This window comes from Paeniglutamicibacter kerguelensis (genome assembly GCF_017876535.1).
GTDB lineage: Bacteria > Actinomycetota > Actinomycetes > Actinomycetales > Micrococcaceae > Paeniglutamicibacter > Paeniglutamicibacter kerguelensis.
Genome location: NZ_JAGIOF010000001.1, coordinates 3,766,321 through 3,787,234, shown reverse-complemented (window position 1 = coordinate 3,787,234; position 20,914 = coordinate 3,766,321). Strand labels below are relative to the sequence as shown.

At 62.3% G+C, this 20,914-nt stretch carries 15 protein-coding genes and 1 pseudogene; 10 read left to right on the top strand and 6 right to left on the bottom strand.

Annotation, left to right across the window (positions count from 1 at the left end):
* Positions 1-330: 330 nt before the first annotated feature.
* From JOF47_RS17175 to JOF47_RS17165, 3 genes are all read left to right on the top strand, one after another.
* The gene (locus tag JOF47_RS17175; RefSeq protein WP_210000662.1) at positions 331-1,008 is read left to right on the top strand and encodes a hypothetical protein; all 678 of its coding nucleotides are present in this window, start codon (positions 331-333) and stop codon (positions 1,006-1,008) included.
* Entirely contained in the window at positions 930-1,232 is a 303-nt protein-coding gene (locus JOF47_RS17170) for a hypothetical protein (RefSeq protein WP_210000660.1), read from the top strand. Before JOF47_RS17175 ends, JOF47_RS17170 begins: the two co-directional genes overlap by 79 nt.
* A 158-nt stretch (positions 1,233-1,390) precedes the next feature.
* On the top strand, positions 1,391-2,914 hold the full coding sequence (locus tag JOF47_RS17165) for a competence protein CoiA (protein WP_210000658.1): 1,524 nt from the start codon (positions 1,391-1,393) through the stop codon (positions 2,912-2,914).
* A gap of 175 nt (positions 2,915-3,089) precedes the next feature.
* Here the strand turns inward: JOF47_RS17165 and JOF47_RS17160 are convergent, their stop codons facing one another.
* Positions 3,090-4,016: a hypothetical protein gene (locus JOF47_RS17160; RefSeq protein ID WP_210000657.1), complete on the bottom strand. Its 927-nt coding sequence runs from the start codon at positions 4,014-4,016 to the stop codon at positions 3,090-3,092.
* Positions 4,017-4,747: 731 nt separating this feature from the next.
* Between JOF47_RS17160 and JOF47_RS17155 the strand changes: the two genes are divergently transcribed.
* Entirely contained in the window at positions 4,748-5,161 is a 414-nt protein-coding gene (locus JOF47_RS17155) for a hypothetical protein (protein WP_210000654.1), read from the top strand.
* Between the two features lies 1 nt (position 5,162).
* Positions 5,163-5,879 carry a DUF4238 domain-containing protein gene (locus JOF47_RS17150; RefSeq protein WP_210000650.1) on the top strand — a complete coding sequence of 239 codons (717 nt, stop codon included), beginning with the start codon at positions 5,163-5,165 and terminating at the stop codon, positions 5,877-5,879.
* Positions 5,880-6,657: 778 nt separating this feature from the next.
* Here JOF47_RS17150 and JOF47_RS17145 read toward each other — a convergent pair.
* Positions 6,658-7,383, bottom strand: coding sequence for a hypothetical protein (locus JOF47_RS17145; RefSeq protein ID WP_210000649.1), 726 nt, complete (start codon positions 7,381-7,383; stop codon positions 6,658-6,660).
* A gap of 686 nt (positions 7,384-8,069) precedes the next feature.
* On the opposite strand from JOF47_RS17145, the gene JOF47_RS17140 reads away from it, so the two are divergent.
* The 5 genes and pseudogenes from JOF47_RS17140 to JOF47_RS17120 all read left to right on the top strand — a co-directional run.
* Positions 8,070-8,705, top strand: a complete 636-nt coding sequence (locus tag JOF47_RS17140; protein WP_210000645.1) for a hypothetical protein — start codon at positions 8,070-8,072, stop codon at positions 8,703-8,705.
* Positions 8,702-10,321 carry an Eco57I restriction-modification methylase domain-containing protein gene (locus JOF47_RS17135; protein WP_210000644.1) on the top strand — a complete coding sequence of 540 codons (1,620 nt, stop codon included), beginning with the start codon at positions 8,702-8,704 and terminating at the stop codon, positions 10,319-10,321. The genes JOF47_RS17140 and JOF47_RS17135 overlap by 4 nt, the downstream gene beginning before the upstream one ends.
* A complete protein-coding gene (locus tag JOF47_RS17130; RefSeq protein WP_210000642.1) occupies positions 10,318-12,816 on the top strand; it encodes a DEAD/DEAH box helicase in 2,499 nt (832 codons plus the stop codon). The genes JOF47_RS17135 and JOF47_RS17130 overlap by 4 nt, the downstream gene beginning before the upstream one ends.
* Before the next feature lie 408 nt (positions 12,817-13,224).
* Positions 13,225-14,160 carry a DUF5655 domain-containing protein gene (locus tag JOF47_RS17125; protein WP_210000640.1) on the top strand — a complete coding sequence of 312 codons (936 nt, stop codon included), beginning with the start codon at positions 13,225-13,227 and terminating at the stop codon, positions 14,158-14,160.
* Positions 14,161-14,284: 124 nt separating this feature from the next.
* A pseudogene (locus tag JOF47_RS17120) lies at positions 14,285-14,506 on the top strand (DUF4158 domain-containing protein); the annotation flags it as partial.
* 117 nt (positions 14,507-14,623) lie between these two features.
* Here JOF47_RS17120 and JOF47_RS17115 read toward each other — a convergent pair.
* The 4 genes from JOF47_RS17115 to JOF47_RS17100 all read right to left on the bottom strand — a co-directional run bounded on the left by JOF47_RS17115 (position 14,624) and on the right by JOF47_RS17100 (position 20,848).
* Positions 14,624-15,985: a phenylacetate--CoA ligase family protein gene (locus tag JOF47_RS17115; protein WP_210000635.1), complete on the bottom strand. Its 1,362-nt coding sequence runs from the start codon at positions 15,983-15,985 to the stop codon at positions 14,624-14,626.
* Positions 15,986-15,996: 11 nt separating this feature from the next.
* Entirely contained in the window at positions 15,997-18,576 is a 2,580-nt protein-coding gene (locus JOF47_RS17110; RefSeq protein ID WP_342592826.1) for a heavy metal translocating P-type ATPase, read from the bottom strand.
* Positions 18,577-19,247: 671 nt separating this feature from the next.
* Entirely contained in the window at positions 19,248-19,820 is a 573-nt protein-coding gene (locus JOF47_RS17105) for a GNAT family N-acetyltransferase (protein WP_342592825.1), read from the bottom strand.
* Between the two features lie 164 nt (positions 19,821-19,984).
* Positions 19,985-20,848: a F510_1955 family glycosylhydrolase gene (locus JOF47_RS17100; protein WP_210000628.1), complete on the bottom strand. Its 864-nt coding sequence runs from the start codon at positions 20,846-20,848 to the stop codon at positions 19,985-19,987.
* Positions 20,849-20,914 lie beyond the last annotated feature (66 nt).

Genomic DNA, 20,914 nt, shown 5'->3' with positions numbered 1-20,914 from the left:
GGAACGGCTCAACGACGAGAAGGAGCCGAAGCCGCTGACCCCGTCCTGCTCGGGCGCGCGGAACGGCTCAATCTTTCACGGCGCTCCTTCGCCGCCTATTTGTTCTGCCCTGGCGCCTACGCACCGACAAACCAGCGGTTGATCCACCCCGGGAATGGACCGTTCCATTTCTGCTGGCCAGACTTGCGTAGATCGCATGAATAAGGGAGTCGTACACATAAGCCACGATCTAGCTTTCCCGACCCCGGAACACGCAGATTCACCACGTCCCACCGTGGATGCCGCGTCACCGGATTGCGGCGCGTGTTCTCATGCGTTTCCACCCGGGTGATGAGCCGGCCGAGCCCACGCCACCGGGCGACCACCATCGGCACCCCGGTCATTCCGGTCGAGGTCACCGCCCGCACCCCGCACCTGGTGCTCGTGACATGGATCGATGACACCGGCGAAACCCCGGGCACCTGGTGCCCCACCAACTTGGTGGGAACAGCACGCGGTCCACGGAACCAGGAGAGCATGAGCATGGATGAGGACCAGACCCCCGAGGCAGTCCACGTTGCCGATAACGCCTACGAGTCACTGCGAGCCCTGGCCCAGCTGACCCGGGCCACCCATCCGGCACCCGAGGTGTACCGGATCCTGGGGAACCTGAAGAACTTTGGCAGCTTCCTGCCCCAGATTTCCACCCAACTCGCCCAAGGCCTCGTGAAATCCCTCGAGGAATACGACGTCACCGAATACGAAGGCAAAGACCCCGCGACCAGCGTCGCCCTGGCCGGCGAACACCTAGCCCGGGCCGCACAGCTGGCTACGCAGATGGGCGAGGAACTGGCCAAGGCCCAGAACGCCATCGCCGGGCAGGGCTACCGCACCGCAGAGGAACGCCGCCGCGCAGAAGAACTCCAGCGCGAAAGCCACGGCGCCCAACCATGGGACCGCTGGACCCCGACGACTACCAGGAACTACTCGCCGGGCACGACGAGACGGATGACGCCCCGGTCCGGCTGACCCGCTACCAAGCGCAGAAATGCGCCGCCATCCTCACCGCCGGACCAGCCGGCCACACCAGCTACGCGGAGGCCACCGACACCGTGGCACGGTTCCTGCAGGCACTCGCACTGGACCTGACCCCGGGCATCGGCCGAACCGAAATGGGCAGTGCCGCGCTGTGGCAGGAGCTCGATGAGCTGCCGCGGCCGGCGCCCGGAGTCCCAGCATCGCAACCCACCTAAGCCCGCCGCTATAGGGCGAAGCCGTCAAAATCGACACGTAAGGCCAAACGAAGACGGTCGAAACTTCCTCCCCGGCACGCAAATTCTTGTCTTGGGATGTTGCGGGCACCAAACTGTCCGACTAACGCGCTACTCTGCCCAAAAGGGGGATGAGGGGCATGCCGTTTGTAGCGATGCTAGGCACAGAAAGAGTCGTCTCGCTGGAGCTCGACGAGATCAAGTGGGCCGCCCTGCGTGGCCAAGAACTGACCATGCCTGGCTGCGGCGTGCGCGCCATCGCCAAGAGCTCGTCACTCGGGACCCACTTCTTCGCACACTACTCCGCCTCCGAGTGCACGATCATCCACAAGCCGGAGTCGCGGCAGCACCGCGCACTCAAGGCCGCCGTGTACCGCCTCGTCGGGCACACCCCCGGCTGGCGGGCTGTCCTGGAACATCCCGGTCCCCAACGACGATGGGTGGCCGACGTCCTGGCGATCGGCCCGGCCAACCGACGCATGGCCTTCGAGATCCAGCTCTCCAAGCAGCCGACGCAGGCATGGGAGGAACGCACACAAGCGTACTTTGACGACGGCATCCTTCCGGTCTGGGTGACCCCGCATACCAAACGGTACGAGCGCATCATCCTTCCCATGGTCCACACCGGCATCACCAAGGTGTCGACCCTCCCCGCCGACCCGGCACACCTGCTCCGGGAGACGGTGTGGCACCCGTCCGAGAACCCGGAACGGTCCCTGGGTGACCGGCTCCAGGACCTCCTCCTGGCCCGACGTGTGTGGAAATCCGGATCCCCTGCGGAGCAGCGGGCGCGCTATGCTGCGGAAGAGCGGGCCCGTGCCAAGCAGGAAGAGGCAGCACGCCGAGAGCACGAGGGTCGACAGGCCGTGCTTCGAGCCCGGCAAGCCGCCGCACGGGCCAAGGCGGAAGCAAAGGCGCGCCAATTCGTCGACAGTGCCGTCTCCATCGAGGTGCCCCCGGTTCCCGCAGTTGGCAGCATCTGGGGCACCAGCATCGCCTGCCCGACCTGCAGCGCCAGATCCACCGTATGGACGTGTGGGAAAGCCGGGGCCTTCCACGTGGCCGAGAAACCCACCCGGGGCCGCGAGGAGCGGAGCCCGTGGGTCGAGGGCGCCATCGGACGATGGCTCGCGGGAACCGGGCACACCCAAGCCCGTCTGTCGTACGCGGCCAGCGACCGGCAGCGCCAGCAACCTGGCTTTTTCTGTCCGGCATGCCGCCACCGGATCCTGCAACAGCTCATCGCCCGGATCCCCGAGCCTCGGTGGTCCCGCGCAAGCGTCCGGGGCAGCCAGTCTCCACCGCAGATGACACGCACCGACCCGCCCGCCCGTCCACGCGATCCAGGGCGGGCCGTCCGGCTGGTCGCGGTGAAAACGCCTGCCCCGCCGCGGCCGCCTGCCCCGCCGCGGCCGCCTGCCCCGCCGCGGCCGCCGGCCGCCCCTACGACATTTGCGCTGCCCGTCTGGGATGAAACGACGTCCCCGGAGGAGATCATCCAGCGTAAGGCCGCCCAGGCAGCACGGGTCGCTGAGAAAGAAGCCGTCCGCACCAACCCCCAGTACGTCCGGGTGTCCGGGGATTGGCGGTACCGGTGCACCCTCTGCGGGGCCGAATTCGACGACTTGCGCGAAGGCCGCCACCGCGGCGGCGGCTGCGTGTAGAACGGTTCCCGCTCGGACCAAATAGTGCGTCCCGAAGCGCGCCTGTGACAGGGATATAGATCTCGGCACGGTTCCAAGCGAATCTCCAAGGTGGTTCGCCAGGTTCTCAATTACGTAGGTGGCAGTATCTCTGCGGCATCAAATGCGGGACGGTTCAAATCGAAAGCGCCGAACGCTACTTTTGGGCATGCCATTGTGCATGCCAGGCGAAGTATTTCGCAGTATGCGGGGTATGGGACGAGACGCGTTTTCCCACCAGGGCGTTCACATAGGTTCTGAGGTGATCGGTCTCGGCACTTCTTGGGCCAATCCCGATAATTCCAGCCTGATCGACCGCAATGTACCCGCGCTCGTACACCGCGTCGCATCCCAGCGCACATGCGGCCATGACAACACGCAGGTCGCCGCGTTCCCCGAGATCGCATTCCGACCGCTTTTTGATGTGTGAAGCCACCAGCAGGCTGTTGGGAAGCACGTTTCCGCACAGTGCGCAGGCGTTCAGCTTCGTATTGCCGAATAGGTATCCCTTGAGCCGTGCATGCTCGGGGCGCCGTGTGGTTGTAAATTCCCCATCGGGACCCACCACGATGACCAATTCGAGCTGGTCGTCGCTGGTGCCTGGCGCCGCGTCGGCCAGGTCGTCGGTGGGCTCCGCGGTCAACCCGAGCTCTTTCATGATCCAAAGGCCGGCGTCATCCGACAGCTCGAAGAGATATCCCTGGTTGATGCCTCCGTGTATGTTGAAGGGGCTTCCGGGGCTTTTCCACGATCTGCGGAGTTCTTCCGGGATGTCGCACAGCTCGAGAGGCACGTCCAGCAGGTGCATGCTGAGGTTGATTTCTCGTCCATCCCGCTGCCATTCAAGATCAGTGAGCCCGAGGTGCGGGTTGGTGGCTGATCGTTGAGGCGCTAGCACCTCACTGACCGCTCGGATCTTCTTCTCGGAGTAGTTGATGACGACATCGCCCGGGCTGAGCAATTCCATGCGGTCCCAATGGTGCTGCTTTTTGCCTCCTTCGGTAGCCAGCGGAGACCACAGTATGCGTAGCTCGGATTCCCACTTGTAGCTTTGTCCTTGATTTACCCACCAGAATTTGCTCACGTTTACCCTTGGTTCCTAACTGTATTTCCTACAATCAAAGCAGGCCGGAGTGACATTTCGACGTTTCACAGAGATCGGATTCACCGAGAAGGGTGCGCTGCCTAAGTGCCGCTGCGTGGAAAATCGAGAGAAAGTTGACGGCATGTATGGACGTACGAATGAAGAGTGAGAAGAAATACGCTGTGACGCGGAGTCCTTCCTCGTGTCCGTGGCAGAAAATCAATCGCTAACGGATTACCGTCATTGGGGACTATCGATACAGCGGTTGGCGCTAAGCGAGAGACCGCAGTCCTTGGCTGCGGGTCACCGCGCCGTTCAAAGCTCAGAGTCCGGTCCTCGTCGTCGAGGAAGAAGAAGCGCTCTAACTCGGGCCTCGTAGGTTCCTCTGCGAACCGTCCATAGGCATCGACATACTCATCAGTCAGAAATTCCACTGGCCTGAGACTGACAACAGCCACCCCACCAGTGATCGAGAGTCTTCCGGCAAAACTCCGCACAACATGGATCGCCTGCGCTAAACGACCCCTAAACGATCATGATCAAGTGCTTAGCGCCAATCGCTGTACCGGTAGTCCCAAAGCCCGGATTACGCATGGCACCAGGCGCAGGATGCACGGATCGCGTTCAGACCCGATCCCTGGAACATTTACGGCCAAGAATTCCCTGACTCTGACTACTAACAAGCGACACCGGCACAGGGGCCGGCTAACAACCTTCAAAGGAAAAACACCATGACCCGACCCGCCCCGATCAAGTCAACGTTTGGCCAGCCCGACGAAGCAATTCCGGCCAGCTCTACCGCACTCAAGTCCACTTTTGTCGGACGTAGTTCAATCGTGCCCCCGGCATCGGTAGAAAGCGGAACATGGGCTGATGCAATGCAGGACTTGAGCGATGAGAACATCGATGATTTGAGAGCAGCAGAAGATGGCGCAACGCTGCTCCATGCCTTGGCTGTTCTTTTGGAAAGGGCGGGTGCAGTCTCTTACTCACTCGAGGCGCGAACTAGCGCAGAGGCAATTGAGCGAATTGCGAAAATGTTCCCCGAAGCTGATGTTAGTGGAAAGGGTGAGGCCTCCGATGGTGACGCTGGAATTGCAGATAACGTGAGAGAGCTTCGTCTAGCCCTTGGGGTTGACTACTAACATGGCTGTGAAAGACGCACATATGGTCTCAAAGAGCTATATTCGCGCGTGGGCTAATGCAAAGAACGTGCTTGAAGTCTTAGACAAACAAGATGGTCGAGGTTACCGAAGATCGTATAACAGCGCCACAGTCGTCAGTTACGTCTACGACCCAAATATTCTTACTCACGACCTAGAGCAAGCCTATGCAGAGGTCGAAAGCAACGGCATCCCAGTTATCAACAAATTACGCGACGGCCATTCCGATTTGTCGGATGCCGAACGAAAAGCGCTGGTCGCATTCCTTGATATGCATCTAGATCGTGGCCGTTATGCAAATCAAGCTAAGACCTTGGCCCCCGCAATTTTAGTGAAAACTGATGGTTCGCACGAAAACGCCAACCTGAATCTCGGTGACCTGATACTTCTTTCACAGTACTTGCCGGAAGTGCGTCGATTGAGCAAACTTGGCATCGAAGAATGGCCTTGGGAGATATGGCCAGCCAACGGGCTTGTTACCGGAGACGGTGCGGTTCTTCTGTGGTGTGAACCTGGTGGTGAGGAAGTGTGTACGATTTCCTTCCCATTGTCTCCGACTAAACTGCTCGTGATTGGCCAAGACCTGGCTGACGGTATTTGGCTTAACTCGAAGGTCGTAGAGAACAGCAAGCGATGGATTGTCGGAGAATTAGGTTCGCTGAATCTCAATTTTGCTACCGCTGAAGGAACCCAAAACTAGAACTATTTGGGATGATGCGCTGTTGCAGCGCGTGCTTCCTAATCGACCGTATTCTGACGAAGTGCCCCAGGGGGCACCCCCACCCATCTAGTTCGATGGGCAGGGGGCACCCCCACCCATCTAGTTCGATGGGCAGGGGGCGACCATCAGTCCAATATCTGATTGATGACCGCAGGGATGTCGGTGTCCACCGGGGATGCGATTGGCGAAGCCCCACCTGCCCCAGCCACCAGGAAGACCACTGCAACACAGCCCGCAGCGAACATCCGGGGTGACCCCTCAACTTTGAGTTGTATGCGCCGCTTCTTCGTCCTAGTCTGGAAATCAATCAACACATCTCTTCCAATCTCTCGTGACTTACTGGTCGTTTGAATTGCTAGGGACCAAAGAGCATCCGGCGGCAACCGGATGCTCTTTCTTTTGCAGTCCCACCTTCCAGTCTCCCGATATTTACCCCGATAGGTTAAGTGTTCGCTCACGGGATAGCTTCGTTCGCTCACGGGATAGAAAAGCCGAGCTCAAACCCACTATTCGTCTTTGCGGTGGCGCGGGATATGGCCGCCTGTGTGGCGGCCCTTGCACAGCCGGAGACCGGTAGTCCCAAAGCCCGTACTAGTCCACTAACGACCGTTTGTGGGATGGGCTTTTAGGCGCGATACGGGAGAGGTCGACTAGGCAGCCGTTCTCCAGCTGCTCGAAAGCGGATCAGGAGCAAAATCCTTAGATTTCCGTCACGTGACTGTGGAGTGTTCGCCTAACGACACTGAACTACGCAGTCCTAATACTGCTTACCTCGGTAAGCCTCCGTGTGGGCCGATCGCTCAAGCTTGGTCTCGCCTGTGATCTGAGCACGGAGGGCACGAACCTCTTTATCGGCGGAATCCCGCATGTGGTCCGCCCAGACTGTGACGTTGCTCAGATCAACCGTCATGGGCCAAGAACCGTCGGGATTCGCTACCGCCGGAGGCTGGCGAAATTCCTGCAGAGCAGGAGCTGAGGAGACGAACAATGCAGTGTCGTGGGTATTGTTGACCAGCCGAGTCAAGGCTGCCTCCACCGCAGCAACCGACAGTGTCTTGTCGGCACTTGCCCAGGCATCGAACCGACGATCCAGAGACGGGTGCCCTGCCCATTTGTTGCGGAGGTGGCGGACGTACATCAACGGCATGTAATGATCACAGTTGATGTCAGTTTGCAGCTTGCCTAGCTGATCCAGCTCGGCAGCGGACGCGTTGGCGTCGGTCAAATGCCGCTTCATACGTCGATGGGCTGTGGGCAGTGACGCCACCCGAGTGTTCTTGGGGTCGTTGCTTGCTAGTCCGCGGTCGTTGAGCGCGGCGATGTCGAGCACCGCCATCCGCATTAACCTGTTGTTGATGTTCTCGATCGCCTGACCAACGCGATCGTCGTTTTCCGGCAGATCACTGAAGTATTGACTGGACCGTTTTGCCAGGTAGAAGCTTTGGACGGCTTGGATCACTGTCGTCCCCAAAAGAGCGGACATCTGCGTCCATGGAGTCTCCGCATCCGCGCTGTTTCTCACCGCGTTATGTGTGGCTGGGGCACCCTGAAATGTTGGAAGGGCTGAATCTGCATACTCGGATTCGAACGGCGATAGCTTCATGACTCAATCCAACCATCGAGAGCATCGCCGACCAAGCTCCGTTGTCCTCAGGCGAATGGAACCGTTGATACATCGAAGAAACCCCTCAATTGGGTGGTGCTTCGACCAACAGGATCCGGGGTGCCCCAACTGCAACACAACCTTGTGGCGGTTCTGCCAGATCACCAGCGGTGGAGGAGGGGTGGCACAAACGACCGTTTGAGAACTGATCTTTGAACTTCTCTTGACCCCGGCGACACGCCGGGGTCGATCCGTGTCTAAAAGGTTGTTCAAAACTGAATCGCCGGAATTCTGACCCGGTACCGTTTTTGGTATGGCGATTATTGGATACGCGCGAGTGAGTATGTCGTTTTTGGGGTCGCCGCAGAAAACGGAAAAATCGTACGCTAAGGGCGAGTGGAGCCAGATAGCAACTGGACTTCAGCTTGCCGACGGAATCAAGTCAAAGTCCGTCCCATAGCAGGAACGGCTTACGGACATGCTCGGTGGCACTGCGTCGGTGTTCTGGTGCTTTGTACTTGGCTGAGACAATGGACTGGTGAACCCACTGTGACTTGAGGAGAAACATGCAGATTAAGACTCGCCAGCGGGTGCGTGACCTCGCTGAGGTCTACACCCACACCCGCGAGGTGACGGCCATGCTTGACTTGATCCCTGACATGTTCCCCACCATGGACGACCCCAGCAACACCGACCGCAAGTTTTTCGAGCCGGCGGCAGGTTCCGGCAATTTCCTCGAAGAGATCCTGCGCCGCAAGCTTGCCTTCGTGACTGCTGACCATTACCGCTCCACCGTGTTGTACGAACACCGGCTGCTGCGTGGCCTTGCCTCGATCTACGCCGTAGACATCGACCCCGAGAACGTCGACGAGTCGAAGGACCGGATGAAACACGTGATGCAGTCCCACCTGGACAACGACCTCAACACCAAGGTGCCGACTCCTGGCTTCGCCAGTGCGGTCGACGCCATCTTGGAAACCAATATCGTCCTGGCCAACACCCTGACCGATCTTCACTCCATTGAGTGGGTCGATTACCGCGCCAGCCGTAACGGTACCTTCCAGCGAGAGTGGTCGACGGCCGGTGCCGCTGACCAGCTCGACCTGTTCTCGGTGCCGAAAGCCGACGATGCGCCGATCCACTACTCCCTGCTGGCCGGCAACCCCGGACCAGTGATGGACACCAAGAAGGCCCGATCATGACCACGACGCGTTTTGGGCACCACGTTCCCGATATCCTCGACTGCCTTGCGCAGCTTTCCAACGACGAGGTTCCCACCCCGCCCAAGCTCGCCCGAGCGATGTTGGATCTGCTTCCCGACGAGGTCTGGAGTAGGCCCGACTTCGTGTGGCTCGATCCGTTCAGCAAGTCAGGTGTCTTCCTCCGTGAGATCGCCACTAGGCTGCTCGACGGCCTGGCCGACTGGGAGCCAGACTTCGCCACACGCCGCGAGCACATCCTGGGCAACATGCTCCACGGTGCCTCGATCACCGAGATGACCGGGATCATCTCGCGTCGCAGCCTCTACTGCTCCGCGAACGCCTCCGGCCCGCACAGCATCGTCCGATTCGCCGAGCCGCAGGGCAATCTCCCGTTCGTCCCCGCAGCGCACGACTTCCAGGCCAACGACCGCTGTCGTTTGTGTAGTGCGCCCGAGGAACTTGAACGCGGCGAGGGTCGCGAAAACTATGCCTATTCGTTTATCCACGGCACCTACCCCACGCAGGAGATGGCCAACATGAAGTTCGACGTCATTGTCGGCAACCCGCCCTACCAGATTGACTCTGACGGCAACACACGGACCATGCCGATCTACCAGAAGTTCGTGGACCAGGCCATCGCCCTTGACCCTCGATATGTCTTGATGATCACCCCGTCGCGCTGGTTCGCTGGTGGTCTCGGTCTCGACGATTTTCGCGCGCGGATGATTGCCGATCGCCGCATGGCCAAGCTTGTCGACAACCCCAAAATTTTTGACTGCTTTCCCGGAGTGAAGATCCGCGGGGGTGTGAGCTATTTCCTCTGGGACCGGGAGCACAATGACGATACTGAGTTCTCCACGAGGATTGACGGCACTATCCGATCGACCGCGCGAAGGGACTTGCGCAAGGGTGAGGGCGTTCTTGTCCGGGACAACCGCGCCGCCTTGATCACCGAGCGGGTCGCGCAGCACGGCTACCCGTCGGTCGAAGAAACTTTCGGCCCCCAGGTCCCCTTCGGGTTGAGGACTAACTTCGCCGGATCCTTGGAAGCGCCCTTCCCCGAATCCATCCCCCTTATCTACGGGACGCGCGTCGGTTACGTCCGGGACGACCAGCTTGAGCGAAACCATGCCTGGGTAGATCGGTGGAAAGTATTGCTCCCAAAGGCAGGCAGTGGTGACACCCCGCTCGATGACGAGGGCAATATCATTGACGTCGTAACTGGAGCGCCGATCGCGCTCGCCCCCGGTTCTGCGTGTACCCAGACATACTTCGTCGCAGGCGTCTTCAACTCCGCCACGGAGACGGAGAACTACGCCAACTACCTCGCCACCAAGTTCGTCCGCTTCCTCGTGCTGCAACGCAAGGTCACTCAGGACATCACGCCGGATCGCTTCCGGTTTGCTCCCATGCTCGATATGACTCGGAGCTGGACCGACGAGGAGCTGTACGACCACTTCCATCTCACCCACGAAGAGCGCGACTACATCAACTTGACCATCAAGCCGCGTTCGGTGAACCTCTCTCTCGACTCGCCCATCCCGGCCAGTCACCTGCCCGGCGGATCGAAGCACCGACCTGGTGCAGGAACCGATGGGCCGGAGATCGACGAGTGACCAAGCGCATTTACGTCTACACCGTTGTCGGCAAGGACACCGAGCCCTGGGAACGCACCGAGGGGTCGACACTTGTCACGGGCGCCGGTCTGCTGAAAGTTGGACAGACCGCCAAGGGCACCGCCCGCGCCCGCATCAAGCAGCAGCTCAACACCGCCTACCCCGGCCTCAAGGGCGTGACCATCCTCCTGGACGAGCCCGCGACCAACATGCACGGCGAGGACTTCTCCGACCATGATGTGCACGCGGCCCTGGTCGCGGCCGGTATCAAGCGCACCGGCGGTGAGTGGTTCGAGGCGACTCTTGACGAGGTCCAGGCCGCGATCCAGACGGTGCGCTCCGACATTTCCTACCAGCCCAAGCGGACCCAGTCTTTTGACATGCGACCTGAACAGCGCGCCGCCGTCGAGACCACTGCGGCCTACTTCCGCAACCACGCAGGCAGCAAGGCGCCGAAGTTCCTATGGAACGCAAAGATGCGCTTCGGCAAGACCTTCTCGACCTACCAGCTCGCTAAGAAGATGGGCTGGCAGCGGGTGCTCGTGCTCACCTTCAAGCCTGCGGTGGCCACGGCCTGGAACGACGACCTGATCTCCCACGTCGACTTCGACGGCTGGCGCTACATCGACAAGGAGGCCAGCGAAGCAGAGCGCGACGACGCCGCCGACTACGACGGCCCGGTGGTTTGGTTCGCCTCTCTGCAGGACCTCGGTGGCCGCGATGCCGACGGCAGCATCAAGGCCAAGAACGAAGCCATCCACTTGATCGACTGGGACGCCATCGTCCTGGACGAGTACCACTTCGGGGCCTGGCGTGACTCCGCCCGGGCCCTCTACGACCCCGCTGACAAGACCGAGGCCGAACTGGCGGAGCCCGACGAGCAGGTGACCGTCGAGGGCCTCGCCGAGGAACTAGCGGTCAAGGCTAGCCACTACCTGTACTTGTCAGGCACCCCGTTCCGCGCGATCACCGACGGCGAGTTCACCGAGGACGCGATCTTCAACTGGACCTACGTCGACGAGCAGCGCGAGAAGGCCGAGTGGGATAACGCCGAGGGTCCCAACCCGTACATCACGCTGCCCCAGATGCAGATGTACTCCTACGACATGGGCAAGAACGCCGAGAGCTACGCCGAGGACGGTGAGTTCAACGGCTTCAGCCTCAACGAGTTCTTCAAGGCCGCCAAGACCAACGACGGCTTCGAGTTCGAGCGCCCCGACGAGGTGGCCGAGTTCCTGGAGATGTTCCGCGGCAAGCTCTCGGACCAGATGAAGCTCCAGGTGCTCACCCAGGACAAGCCGCCGTTCCCCTATGAGGCCGTCCGGTTCAAATCCGCCGTCAAGCACTCGGTCTGGTACATGAACAACGTCGCCGCCTGCTTCGCGATGGCCGAGATGCTGCGCAATCATCCGTTCTTCTCCCAGTTCGAGATCGTGATCGCCGCCGGCGACAAGGCCGGCCAGGGCGTGGCCGCCCTGCCGCCCGTCGAGCGCGCCATCGAGGACGTCAAGAAGGGCGACGGGGTCGGCTCGATTACCTTGTCGGTCGGCAAGCTTTTGACCGGCGTCACCGTGCGCGAATGGGGCGCGATCTTCATGCTCCGGTCGCTGAAGGGCCCCGAGTCATACTTCCAGGCCGCGTTCCGCGTCCAGTCCCCGTGGGCCTACCGTGACGCCGAGGGCAACCTCGACCTGCGCAAGCCGACCTGCTTCGTCTTCGAGTTCGACCCCAACCGCGCCCTGTCGCTGGTCGCCGAGTACGGCTCCAAGCTCGCCACCACCGGCGACACAACCCCGTCGCAGGCCATCGGCGAGCTGATCAACTACCTGCCAATCTTTGGCTTCACCGGGGGAGCAATGACCCAGCTCGACGCCACAGCGGTGCTGGACTGGGCCAGCGCTGGAGTCGGAGCTGCGGCGCTGGCTCGTCGCTGGAACTCCCCGCTGCTTGTCGATGTCAACGAGCACACCCTGTCCGCAGTCCTGGCCCAGCCGGCCCTGATGGAGGCCCTGGAGAACGTCGAGGACTTCCGCGCGCTGGTCGACAACGCCCAGCAGGTCATCACCAACACCAAGGACCTCAAAAAAGCCAAACGCGACCAAAGCGGCACGCTCACCCCCGGCCAGAAGAAGCAACAGTCCGAGACCGCCAAGAAGCGCGCCGAGATCCGCGAGAAGCTGCAGAAGTTCCTGGCCAAGATCCCGGTGTTCATGTACACCACCGACTACCGCGAGGAATCCCTCAAGCACGTTATCGAGTCGCTCGACTCGGAGCTGTTCGAGCGCGTCACCGGCCTGTCAGTGACCGACTTCAAGACGCTCAACAACCTCGGCCTGTTCAATGCCCAGCACATGAACCACGCCATCTACCAGTTCAAGCGCTTCGAGTCCGCCAGCCTCGACTACGCCCTCACCGACGAGGAACGCGAACGCCGCCACCAGCACGAACAGATCGGCCTATGGGACACCGTGACTGTGGGGGAAGGCCATGCCTGATAAAGGGCAGCATGCTTGCCGCGAGTTTCCCGGAACCAGCGTGCTGACCACCAACCAGATGAATGATGAGATCACCGCGTCACTGCGTGCAGCAGTGGAAGGCGTTGAAGCCGTGGAAACCTTTCGAAGCACTCCGTTTGCCCGTCCAAACCCAGATGCTGGAGACTGCCGCCGCCATGGAACTTCTGGCCCGTGTCGGTGGCGACCAACAAGTTCATGGCGAATTTGCCGGCATTGCAGATAGCAGAATAGGACTAGTCGTCAGCGGCGATCTAGAAACCTCCGTATACCCGGAAAAGCCCAAGCGATCGAGTCGCAGGGTGGCAGAACATGTTAGCCCGCGCAGACGGGCAGTACCTTGTCCGGGGAAGCCGGGCATGGGGAGCAGCAGCGAGAAAGTGATTTTTGATGGCCGATTTGAAGTTGTTTAGGATCGCAGAGGGAACGGCTACCGAGATTCCTTCGGGCAGCGTTGCCTTGGAACGTGGTCTGCAGGTGCTTCTCGAGAATAATCTTGAGGCGATTTTTGGCATGAGGTTTTTGGCCAGCGAGTACCTGACCGGCAAGGTCCATAGGGGGCGCATCGACTCCCTCGGGTTGGATGAGAACGGGTCTCCCGTGATCCTTGAGTACAAGCGGACGATCAACGAGAACGTCATCAACCAGGGGTTGTTCTACCTCGACTGGTTGATGGACCACCAAGCAGAATTCCGGCTCCTCGTCGAGGAAAAACTTGGGCGCGACGCTTCCCTGAACATTGATTGGTCGACGCCGAGACTGGTTTGCGTGGCGAATGATTTCACCCGGTATGACGAACATGCGGTGAAGCAGATCGACCGCAACGTGGAGCTCGTTCGGTACCGTGACTTCGGCTCGGATCTACTGGCCATCGAATTGGTGACGGCCACGACTGCTGCCTCGCCGACTCGCAGGATCGTTGCCCCGGAACCAATAGAATCACCGGTACAGGTCACAACCGGCAGCAGGAGACGCAATGCGGGTGACCTCCTGGCGAGAGCCGATAAGGAGCTGGCAAGCCTCTACAAAGCGTACGAGGAGTTTGTCCTCTCCCTGGGGGATGATGTGGTCAGAAACGAACGCCAAGATTATTTCGCGTTCCGAAGGCTGAAGAATTTTGCCTGTGTTGAGGTGCATCCGACCTCCCGGAACCTGCTCATCTATTTGAAGCTCGACCCGCAGACGGTTGAGATGCAGGCGGGATTGATTCGGGATGTTTCCAGCATCGGCCATTTTGGGACCGGGGATGTGGAGCTGCGAATCCATGACCGGGAATCGTGGGACCTCGTGGAATCCCTGTCACGACGGGCCTACGAAGCAAATTAGTCCTTGCAAAACCAACTCTCGAGATTTGGTTTTGCAAGGGATCCGGGGTCTTGGTAGTAACGGCGGGAAATTGAACGCTAAGCCTCGTTGAGCTGGTCTTGGTGCTGTTCGGTAGCCTTGGTGTGTGTCGGTGGAGTTTCTGAGCGAGGAGCAGGCGGGCGGGTTCGGGCGCTTCCTGGGTGAACCGTCGTGGGCTGATCTGGAGCGGTTTTTCTATCTTGACGACGCCGATCTGGAGTTGATCGCGAAGCGGCGTGGAGACCACAACCGGCTCGGCTTTGCCGTGCAGCTTGGGACGCTCCGATTCCTGGGTGTGTTGCTTGCGGATCCGCTTGATGTTCCGTGGCGCGCGCGGATGGGACACGGAAGAGTCCGTGGGTGAATCCGTTTTGTCCTACCGTTGCCGGTCGCCTGAGTGGCTGGGGTGTTCGGCCCGTGCCGGCTCCGACACGGGGTGAATCTCTTATGGCGTGGCCTTCAATCCGCGCACGAAGGGGGCCTTGCCGAGGGCTGTTCTTTCAAGCCGATCCACGATCCTCACATCCACACCAGTTGGCATGACTCCGGCCTCCGCAAGGGCATGCTGTACGGCGGCGCGGACTCCCTCCTGCGAGTTTCCGTGCGAGAGTCCCACCATAAGCACCCGCAGCCGGCCGGGTTCCTGGATAATTTGCCATCCGGTGAGGGCGGCTTGATCCAGCACGTGGTGGAACACAAGGGGGTGGACGGCTACGGTTCCGGCCTTGCCTGGCAGGTGCAGGATGTCTTCGGTTCGACCTTCGATGTCCTCCATGAGTCTGAAGGCGCGTCCGCAGGGGCAGCCGCGGCCACCCAACCGGACGGTGTCGGACATTTCGTAGCGGATCAACGGGAGGGTGCGGGAGAACAGGACGGTCACGAGGAGTCTTGCACCCGTGGTTCCCGGCGGCACTGGGTTTCCGTCCCTGTCCACGGGTTCAATGATCAGCAGGTCTTCATAGACGTGTCGGTTCCGGTGGATACAGGGTGAGGCTATGCCGGCCGTTTCGGTCGCCGCGTACACGTCGAAGGGCGGGCTTCCCCAAGCCGCTTCCAGTTCGGCGGCAGTGTGCGGGGTGAGCACTTCGGAGGCGGAGATCACGCCCTGGGGGGAGATGCGAAGCCGCCCCGCGTGCTGCTCCGCGGCGAGGGGTTTGAGTGCCGAGGCATAGCCGACCAGGATCCTGGGCTGAAACCCGTTCAGTGCGGCGACCGTCTCACCGAGGGGGGCGGTCACATCCAGACGGAGCGTGGGGACGAGCTTGGAACGCAGCGAGGCCCCGACGACGGCGGACTGGTGAGTGGGGATGCGGGAGCTGACGATCGCCGCCTTCAGCGGCCGGGTCGGTCCGGCGGCGATCCCGGCCCAATCATTGGCCCGGGCATAGGATGCCAGGACGGTGCCCCATTCGGAGCGGTTCCAGACGAAGGTTCCGCGCCGGCCCGTGGTCCCTGCCGTGCTGGCCGCCCACCACCGGCCTTGCCACGGCACTCCGGGGTCAGCTCCATTCCGGGTCAGCGACTGCAGGTGGGTCTCAAGATCCGCCAACCTCAGTCCGGGTGAGGTGATGGCTTCGTCGAAGTGTTCCATCAGGTCCGCTTTGGTCACGGGTGGCAGCTCGTTCAGGGGCGCGACGTGCAGGCCTGCGTGATGGCGCCGGTAGAACTCCGAGCCGGTGTAGGCCGCCCGTCGCAATTCCTGCAGGGCGTGGTCCTGGTGTTTGGCGATCAGGGCGGCGTCCCAACGGTCCCGCCTGCGCCAGGCGGCGCGGAGGAACAGCACCCGGGAGATGAGTCGGAGGTCCATGGCGCGGGTACCTAGCGGTTTCCTGCCGGGGCCAGCGGGCGGGTTTGTCGGGCGGTGCTGTCCTCGGGCGTTTCCGGCCGCGGCAGTCGGAGTCTTTTGAGCAGCAGGGCGTTGACGGCGACCAGGAAGCTGGAGCCGGACATCGACAGGGCAGCGATCTCCGGGCTGAGGACGATCCCGGCGAACGCGAACACCCCGGCCGCGAGCGGCAGCGCTATCGCGTTGTACCCGACGGCCCAGCCCAGGTTCTGGCGCATCTTGCGCAGGGTTCCTTTCCCGATCCGCAGCGCGATCGGCACGTCCAACGGGTCAGAGCGCATCAGCACCACGTCGGCTGTTTCGATGGCCACGTCGGTGCCGGCACCGATCGCGATGCCGAGGTCGGCCTGGGCCAGGGCGGGGGCGTCGTTGACGCCATCACCGACCATGGCTACTTTCTTCCCCTCCTGTTGGAGCTGGGCCACCTTGGCCGATTTGTCTCCTGGCAGCACCTCGGCGATGACGGTGTCGATGCCCAGCTGGCCCGCGATCCTGCGGGCGGTCGCTTCGTTGTCCCCGGTGAGCATGACGACCTCAATCCCGACCTCGTGCAGGGCTGCGACCGCGGCGGCCGCGGTTTCCCGCGCGGCGTCCGCCAACGCGATCACCGCCGCGGCCTTGCCGTCGACGGCAACGAGGACTGCGGTGCGTCCGGTGGCGGCAAGTTCATCGCGCACCGGGGCCAGCGACCCCAGGTCGATGTCTTCGTTGGCCATGAGTCTGCGGTTGCCGACCAGCACCCGGCGTCCGTCAACGGTGGCGCCTGCACCGTGCCCGGGAACATTGAGGAAAGCCGAGGCGGTCAGGACGGGTGCGCCTTTTTCCTGCGCGTACCGGACGACGGCGGCAGCGAGGGGGTGCTCGGATTCTTGCTCCACCCCGGCGACCAGGGCCAGCAGCACGTTTTCGTCGATTCCCTCAACGACGACGTCTGTGACTTCCGGTTCACCCTTGGTCAGGGTGCCGGTCTTGTCCATCACGACGGTATCGATCCGGGCGGAGACCTCCAGGGCGGTGGCGTTCTTGAACAGGACGCCGCGTTTGGCCCCGAGGCCGGTGCCGACCATGATGGCCGTCGGTGTGGCCAGGCCCAGTGCGTCGGGGCAAGTGATCACAACGACGGTGATGGCGAACAGCAGCGCGGCCTGGATCGGAGCGCCGAGGGCAAGCCAAGTCGCGAACGTCGCGGTTCCGCCGATCAGGGCGACCAGGACGAGCCAGAATGCGGCTCTGTCGGCCAGCCGCTGGCCGGGTGCCTTGGAGTTCTGGGCTTCCTGGACCAGGGCGACGATCTGGGCCAAGGCCGTGTTGGCGCCGACCTTGGTGGCCCGGACCCGCATGGTGCCGGTGGTGTTGATGGACGCGCCGATGAGTTGCGAGCCGGTGGATTTGGTCACCGGAAGGCTTTCCCCGGTGACCATGGATTCATCCACCTCAGACTGGCCGTCCTCGACCTCCCCGTCAACGGGGATCTTGGATCCCGGGCGGATCAGCAGCAGGTCCCCGGTCCGGACCTCGGAGGTGGGTATTTCGACCGTCCCGCCATCGCGGATGACGACCGCGACCGGTGGTGCCAGCTCGAGCAGGGTGCGGATGGCCTCGTTCGCCCCGCCCCGTGCGCGCATCTCGAACCAGTGGCCCAGCAGCACGAAGGAGGTCAGGACCGTGGCGGCTTCGTAGAACACTTCACCGCCGCCGGTGAGCGTGACCCAGACGCTGTAGAGCCAGCCGGTGCCGACGGCGATCGCGACCAGGACCATCATGTCCAGGGTGCGGGCCTTCAGTGCCCGGTAGGCGCCGTCGAAGAAGATCCAGGCGGAATAGAAGATGACCGGCAGCGACAGGATCAGGGCCATGACGTCATCACGGAGCCCGAACGGTGTCGGGACGGTGAAGCCGAACATGTCCCGGCCCATCGGTGACCAAAGCGTCACACCCACTGACAAGATCGCTGCGACCAGGAACCGGTTGCGCATGTCCTTGACCATGTCATCCATCGACATGCTGGCGTGGTGTCCACCGTGGCCCATCGTCTCCTGCGGGGTCCGGGGCATCGCTGCGTGTGTGCCGGCATCGTCGTGTCCTGCATGGCTGTCCGCCGGAGGCTGGGCATGGCCGGGGTGGGGTTCCACCGTTTCCGGCGCGTGCCCTGCGTGTAGTCCCCGGTGATCAGGCTGCGTCGGGTGCATATGCTCCATTGGTTGTGCTGCACTGGGGTGGACGTGACCTGACGGTGGATGGCCGGCGCCGGTCTTGCCTGCGACATCGTGCCTCGTCCCGGGGGTGAGTCCTGTTTCGTCCATCGGGTAGCAGACATGGTCGGGGACGGATGCGCCCCGGCAGTGGTATCCGCAGTCCCGGATCCACCCTGAGATTTGCTCCACGGAGGTCACGGAGGTGTCAAAGGTCACGGTCGCGGTCTGGGCAACGGGGTTTGCATCGACGGCGGCGACTCCCGGGCGCTGCAGCAGCACGCGCTCGATGACCGCCTTGGAGCTCGCCCGGTGCAGGCCGCGCACCTCCACGACCGTGATCTTCAAAGGAGTGTTCACGGCTCCTCCGGCGCCCTTCGTCTCAGCAGCCATGGTCCGCCCTTTCGCGGGATTGTCCGCGGACGGCAGCGGGGCGGCACACCCGTTGTCGAGCCTGCACTGCGTGGAGGCTGTCGCCGCGACGTCATTTTCCGGTTATCGTCGAACGTATACCCTCTAGGGGCATCGTTCAAGGAGTGTAGGCACCGCCGTTCACCGTAGTGCACCGCGTCCGCGGCGGAGTACGGTCAGCCCGACGGTGTCTTCACTCTCCTCAATTTCATAGCGGGCAAAACGCTCTGCGAGCCGATCCTCTGCAATGCCGGGATCCGGCACCCCGCCCTCATACCGTCGGCCATCGTGGAGCGGGCGAACAGGACGATCGCCATGAGCCTGACACCCCAGGAGCAACACAAAGCTCATGACCGTCAGGACGTAGCCCCAGCTGCCCATGTCTCCGCCGATACATCATCGTTGCTTCCTCCGGCGCGTCGATGTGCCACCGTCCTAACGTTCACTATCGTTCCCGGCACCGTGAGACATCAGGGGCTTTGGTCCCCTCAAGGCTGGGCGGTCGCCTGAGCACCAGGACAAAAGATGCAAGGGAACGCACCGGCGCAGGCCGCCGATTTGAGCAAGGATCGGACGATCCCGGCCCAGGGCAGCGTTCTCGGACGAATACGCTTCGTCAGTCAGCCGGGTGTCCCCAGAGACAAACGGAAGCGGTAGGTCCTGGCGATCCCTCCGTCCCTGGTGGTGTGCTCGTGCACCGGGGCCCACCCGAGCCGTTCGTAGAAGCGCCCGGCCCCGTCAGGGCCGGCCTTGGTCACGAGTTCGGCCAGGGGTGCCCCGGCGTCCGACGCTTGGGCGAGGAAATGTTCCACCAGTTGTCCACCTATGCCGTGTCCCCGGGACGCCGGGTCTACCACGAGAGCGGTGATGACGGCAATACGGGGCTTGGCCACTGGCATCGGGCCGGCTGCAGGAACCGTCTCGGGGACCGGGCGTTTCAGCAGTCGGCGAAGGTATGGCCTTGCGCGGGTGCGCAAGAACCCCAGACACAGCCGGGGCCGCACCGCCAGCCCGAGAACGCCTTGAATGCCCAGCCGCGTGCGGTGAGATCGGAGAACGTCGTCAACGTGCCGTAACTGGTCGCTGGATCCGAACAGGAAGCCTGACGGCACCGGTCCGTCAGGACCAGTGGTTTCGGCAATGAAGGCGAAACCCCAGGGGGCGTCGAGGAAGGTCGCGTGCCAGTGCCTCACGAACCTGGGTCCCAGCAGGGGAAAGAGTCCGTCGCGCAGAAACCGGCATTGCCAGTCGGCAGTCAGAGGGAAGTCGCCGAGTGTGGCTGGACGAATCGCAACGTGGGAATTGATAGGGCTTGGCATGGTGTTTTCCCGGGAGTGGGGGCGGAAATCGACAGGGATCATTTGGCGTCCGTGCTGAAGGTTTGCCCACCATCGGTGGAGCGTTCGATGCCGGTGGGTGTGGCAACCCAGATCTGCGGGCGTTCATCGGGGCCGGCGGCGGCGAGGGCCGAGGGGTGGCCGGCGACCGCTCCGGCGGCCCTCCATGTCCGGCCCGCGTCCGAGCTCAGGTGCACTGTTCCGTCCGGTGCGATGCCGACGACCGTCGAGGCGGTGGCGAAGGCCGTCAGCAGCAGGACCGGTCCGCCCGAGGGCGCCGTCCAGGTCTTCCCGCCGTCGGTGGAACGGTGCACGCCGGCCTCCGTGGTGGCCAGCACGACATCACTGGTAGGTGTCCCGGACAGGTGGTAGGGGGCGAAGCCTCCGTCGCGGGTGGTCCAGGTTTCCAGGTCCGTGGTGCTCTTCAGGGTTCCGTCAAAGCCGATGATTCCGCTGCGGGTCATCGCCAGGGCGTGGAAATCAGAAAGGCCGCCCAGGGAGAGCTGCTGCCAGGTGTCCCCGCCGTCCTGGGTCCGGAGCAGTCCGGCCGGTTCGGGCAGGCCGGTCTCCGGGGCCGGATGCCCCGAGGCGTAGTAGTGGTCATTGCCGGCTGCCGCAAAGCCCATCAGATCAATGGTGGGGCCAATCTTTTCCGGCGTTCCCGAGTCAAGGCCAAAGAGCCCGTCGTGGGTGGCAAGCATGACTTCTCCGGTGTCGGAATCAACCGCCATGCCATGGATATGGGCGAAGGGCTGGTTCGGTGCAGTGACGGGTTGTGGGCCTTGGGTGGACGCCGGGGTGCAGGAGGTCAGCAGCAGGATCAGGGCGGCGGCCGCGGCCATGCGGCCCGTGGCGTGGGCAGGGCAAAGGGAAGTGCGGTTCATGAGGGAGTCTCCAGAACAGAAAAGGGGGTCAACGACGAGGGTGCTGTGGGGCGCACCTGCGCCCCA

What these genes read in the sequence shown, in the direction of transcription:
- JOF47_RS17175 (WP_210000662.1), top strand. Translation starts at nt 331, where the DNA reads ATGAGCCGGCCGAGCCCACGCCACCGGGCGACCACCATCGGCACCCCG.
- JOF47_RS17170 (WP_210000660.1), top strand. Translation starts at nt 930, where the DNA reads ATGGGACCGCTGGACCCCGACGACTACCAGGAACTACTCGCCGGGCAC.
- JOF47_RS17165 (WP_210000658.1), top strand. Translation starts at nt 1,391, where the DNA reads ATGCCGTTTGTAGCGATGCTAGGCACAGAAAGAGTCGTCTCGCTGGAG.
- JOF47_RS17155 (WP_210000654.1), top strand. Translation starts at nt 4,748, where the DNA reads ATGACCCGACCCGCCCCGATCAAGTCAACGTTTGGCCAGCCCGACGAA.
- JOF47_RS17150 (WP_210000650.1), top strand. Translation starts at nt 5,163, where the DNA reads ATGGCTGTGAAAGACGCACATATGGTCTCAAAGAGCTATATTCGCGCG.
- JOF47_RS17145 (WP_210000649.1), bottom strand. Translation starts at nt 7,383, where the DNA reads ATGTCCGCTCTTTTGGGGACGACAGTGATCCAAGCCGTCCAAAGCTTC.
- JOF47_RS17140 (WP_210000645.1), top strand. Translation starts at nt 8,070, where the DNA reads ATGCAGATTAAGACTCGCCAGCGGGTGCGTGACCTCGCTGAGGTCTAC.
- JOF47_RS17135 (WP_210000644.1), top strand. Translation starts at nt 8,702, where the DNA reads ATGACCACGACGCGTTTTGGGCACCACGTTCCCGATATCCTCGACTGC.
- JOF47_RS17125 (WP_210000640.1), top strand. Translation starts at nt 13,225, where the DNA reads ATGGCCGATTTGAAGTTGTTTAGGATCGCAGAGGGAACGGCTACCGAG.
- JOF47_RS17115 (WP_210000635.1), bottom strand. Translation starts at nt 15,985, where the DNA reads ATGGACCTCCGACTCATCTCCCGGGTGCTGTTCCTCCGCGCCGCCTGG.
- JOF47_RS17100 (WP_210000628.1), bottom strand. Translation starts at nt 20,848, where the DNA reads ATGAACCGCACTTCCCTTTGCCCTGCCCACGCCACGGGCCGCATGGCC.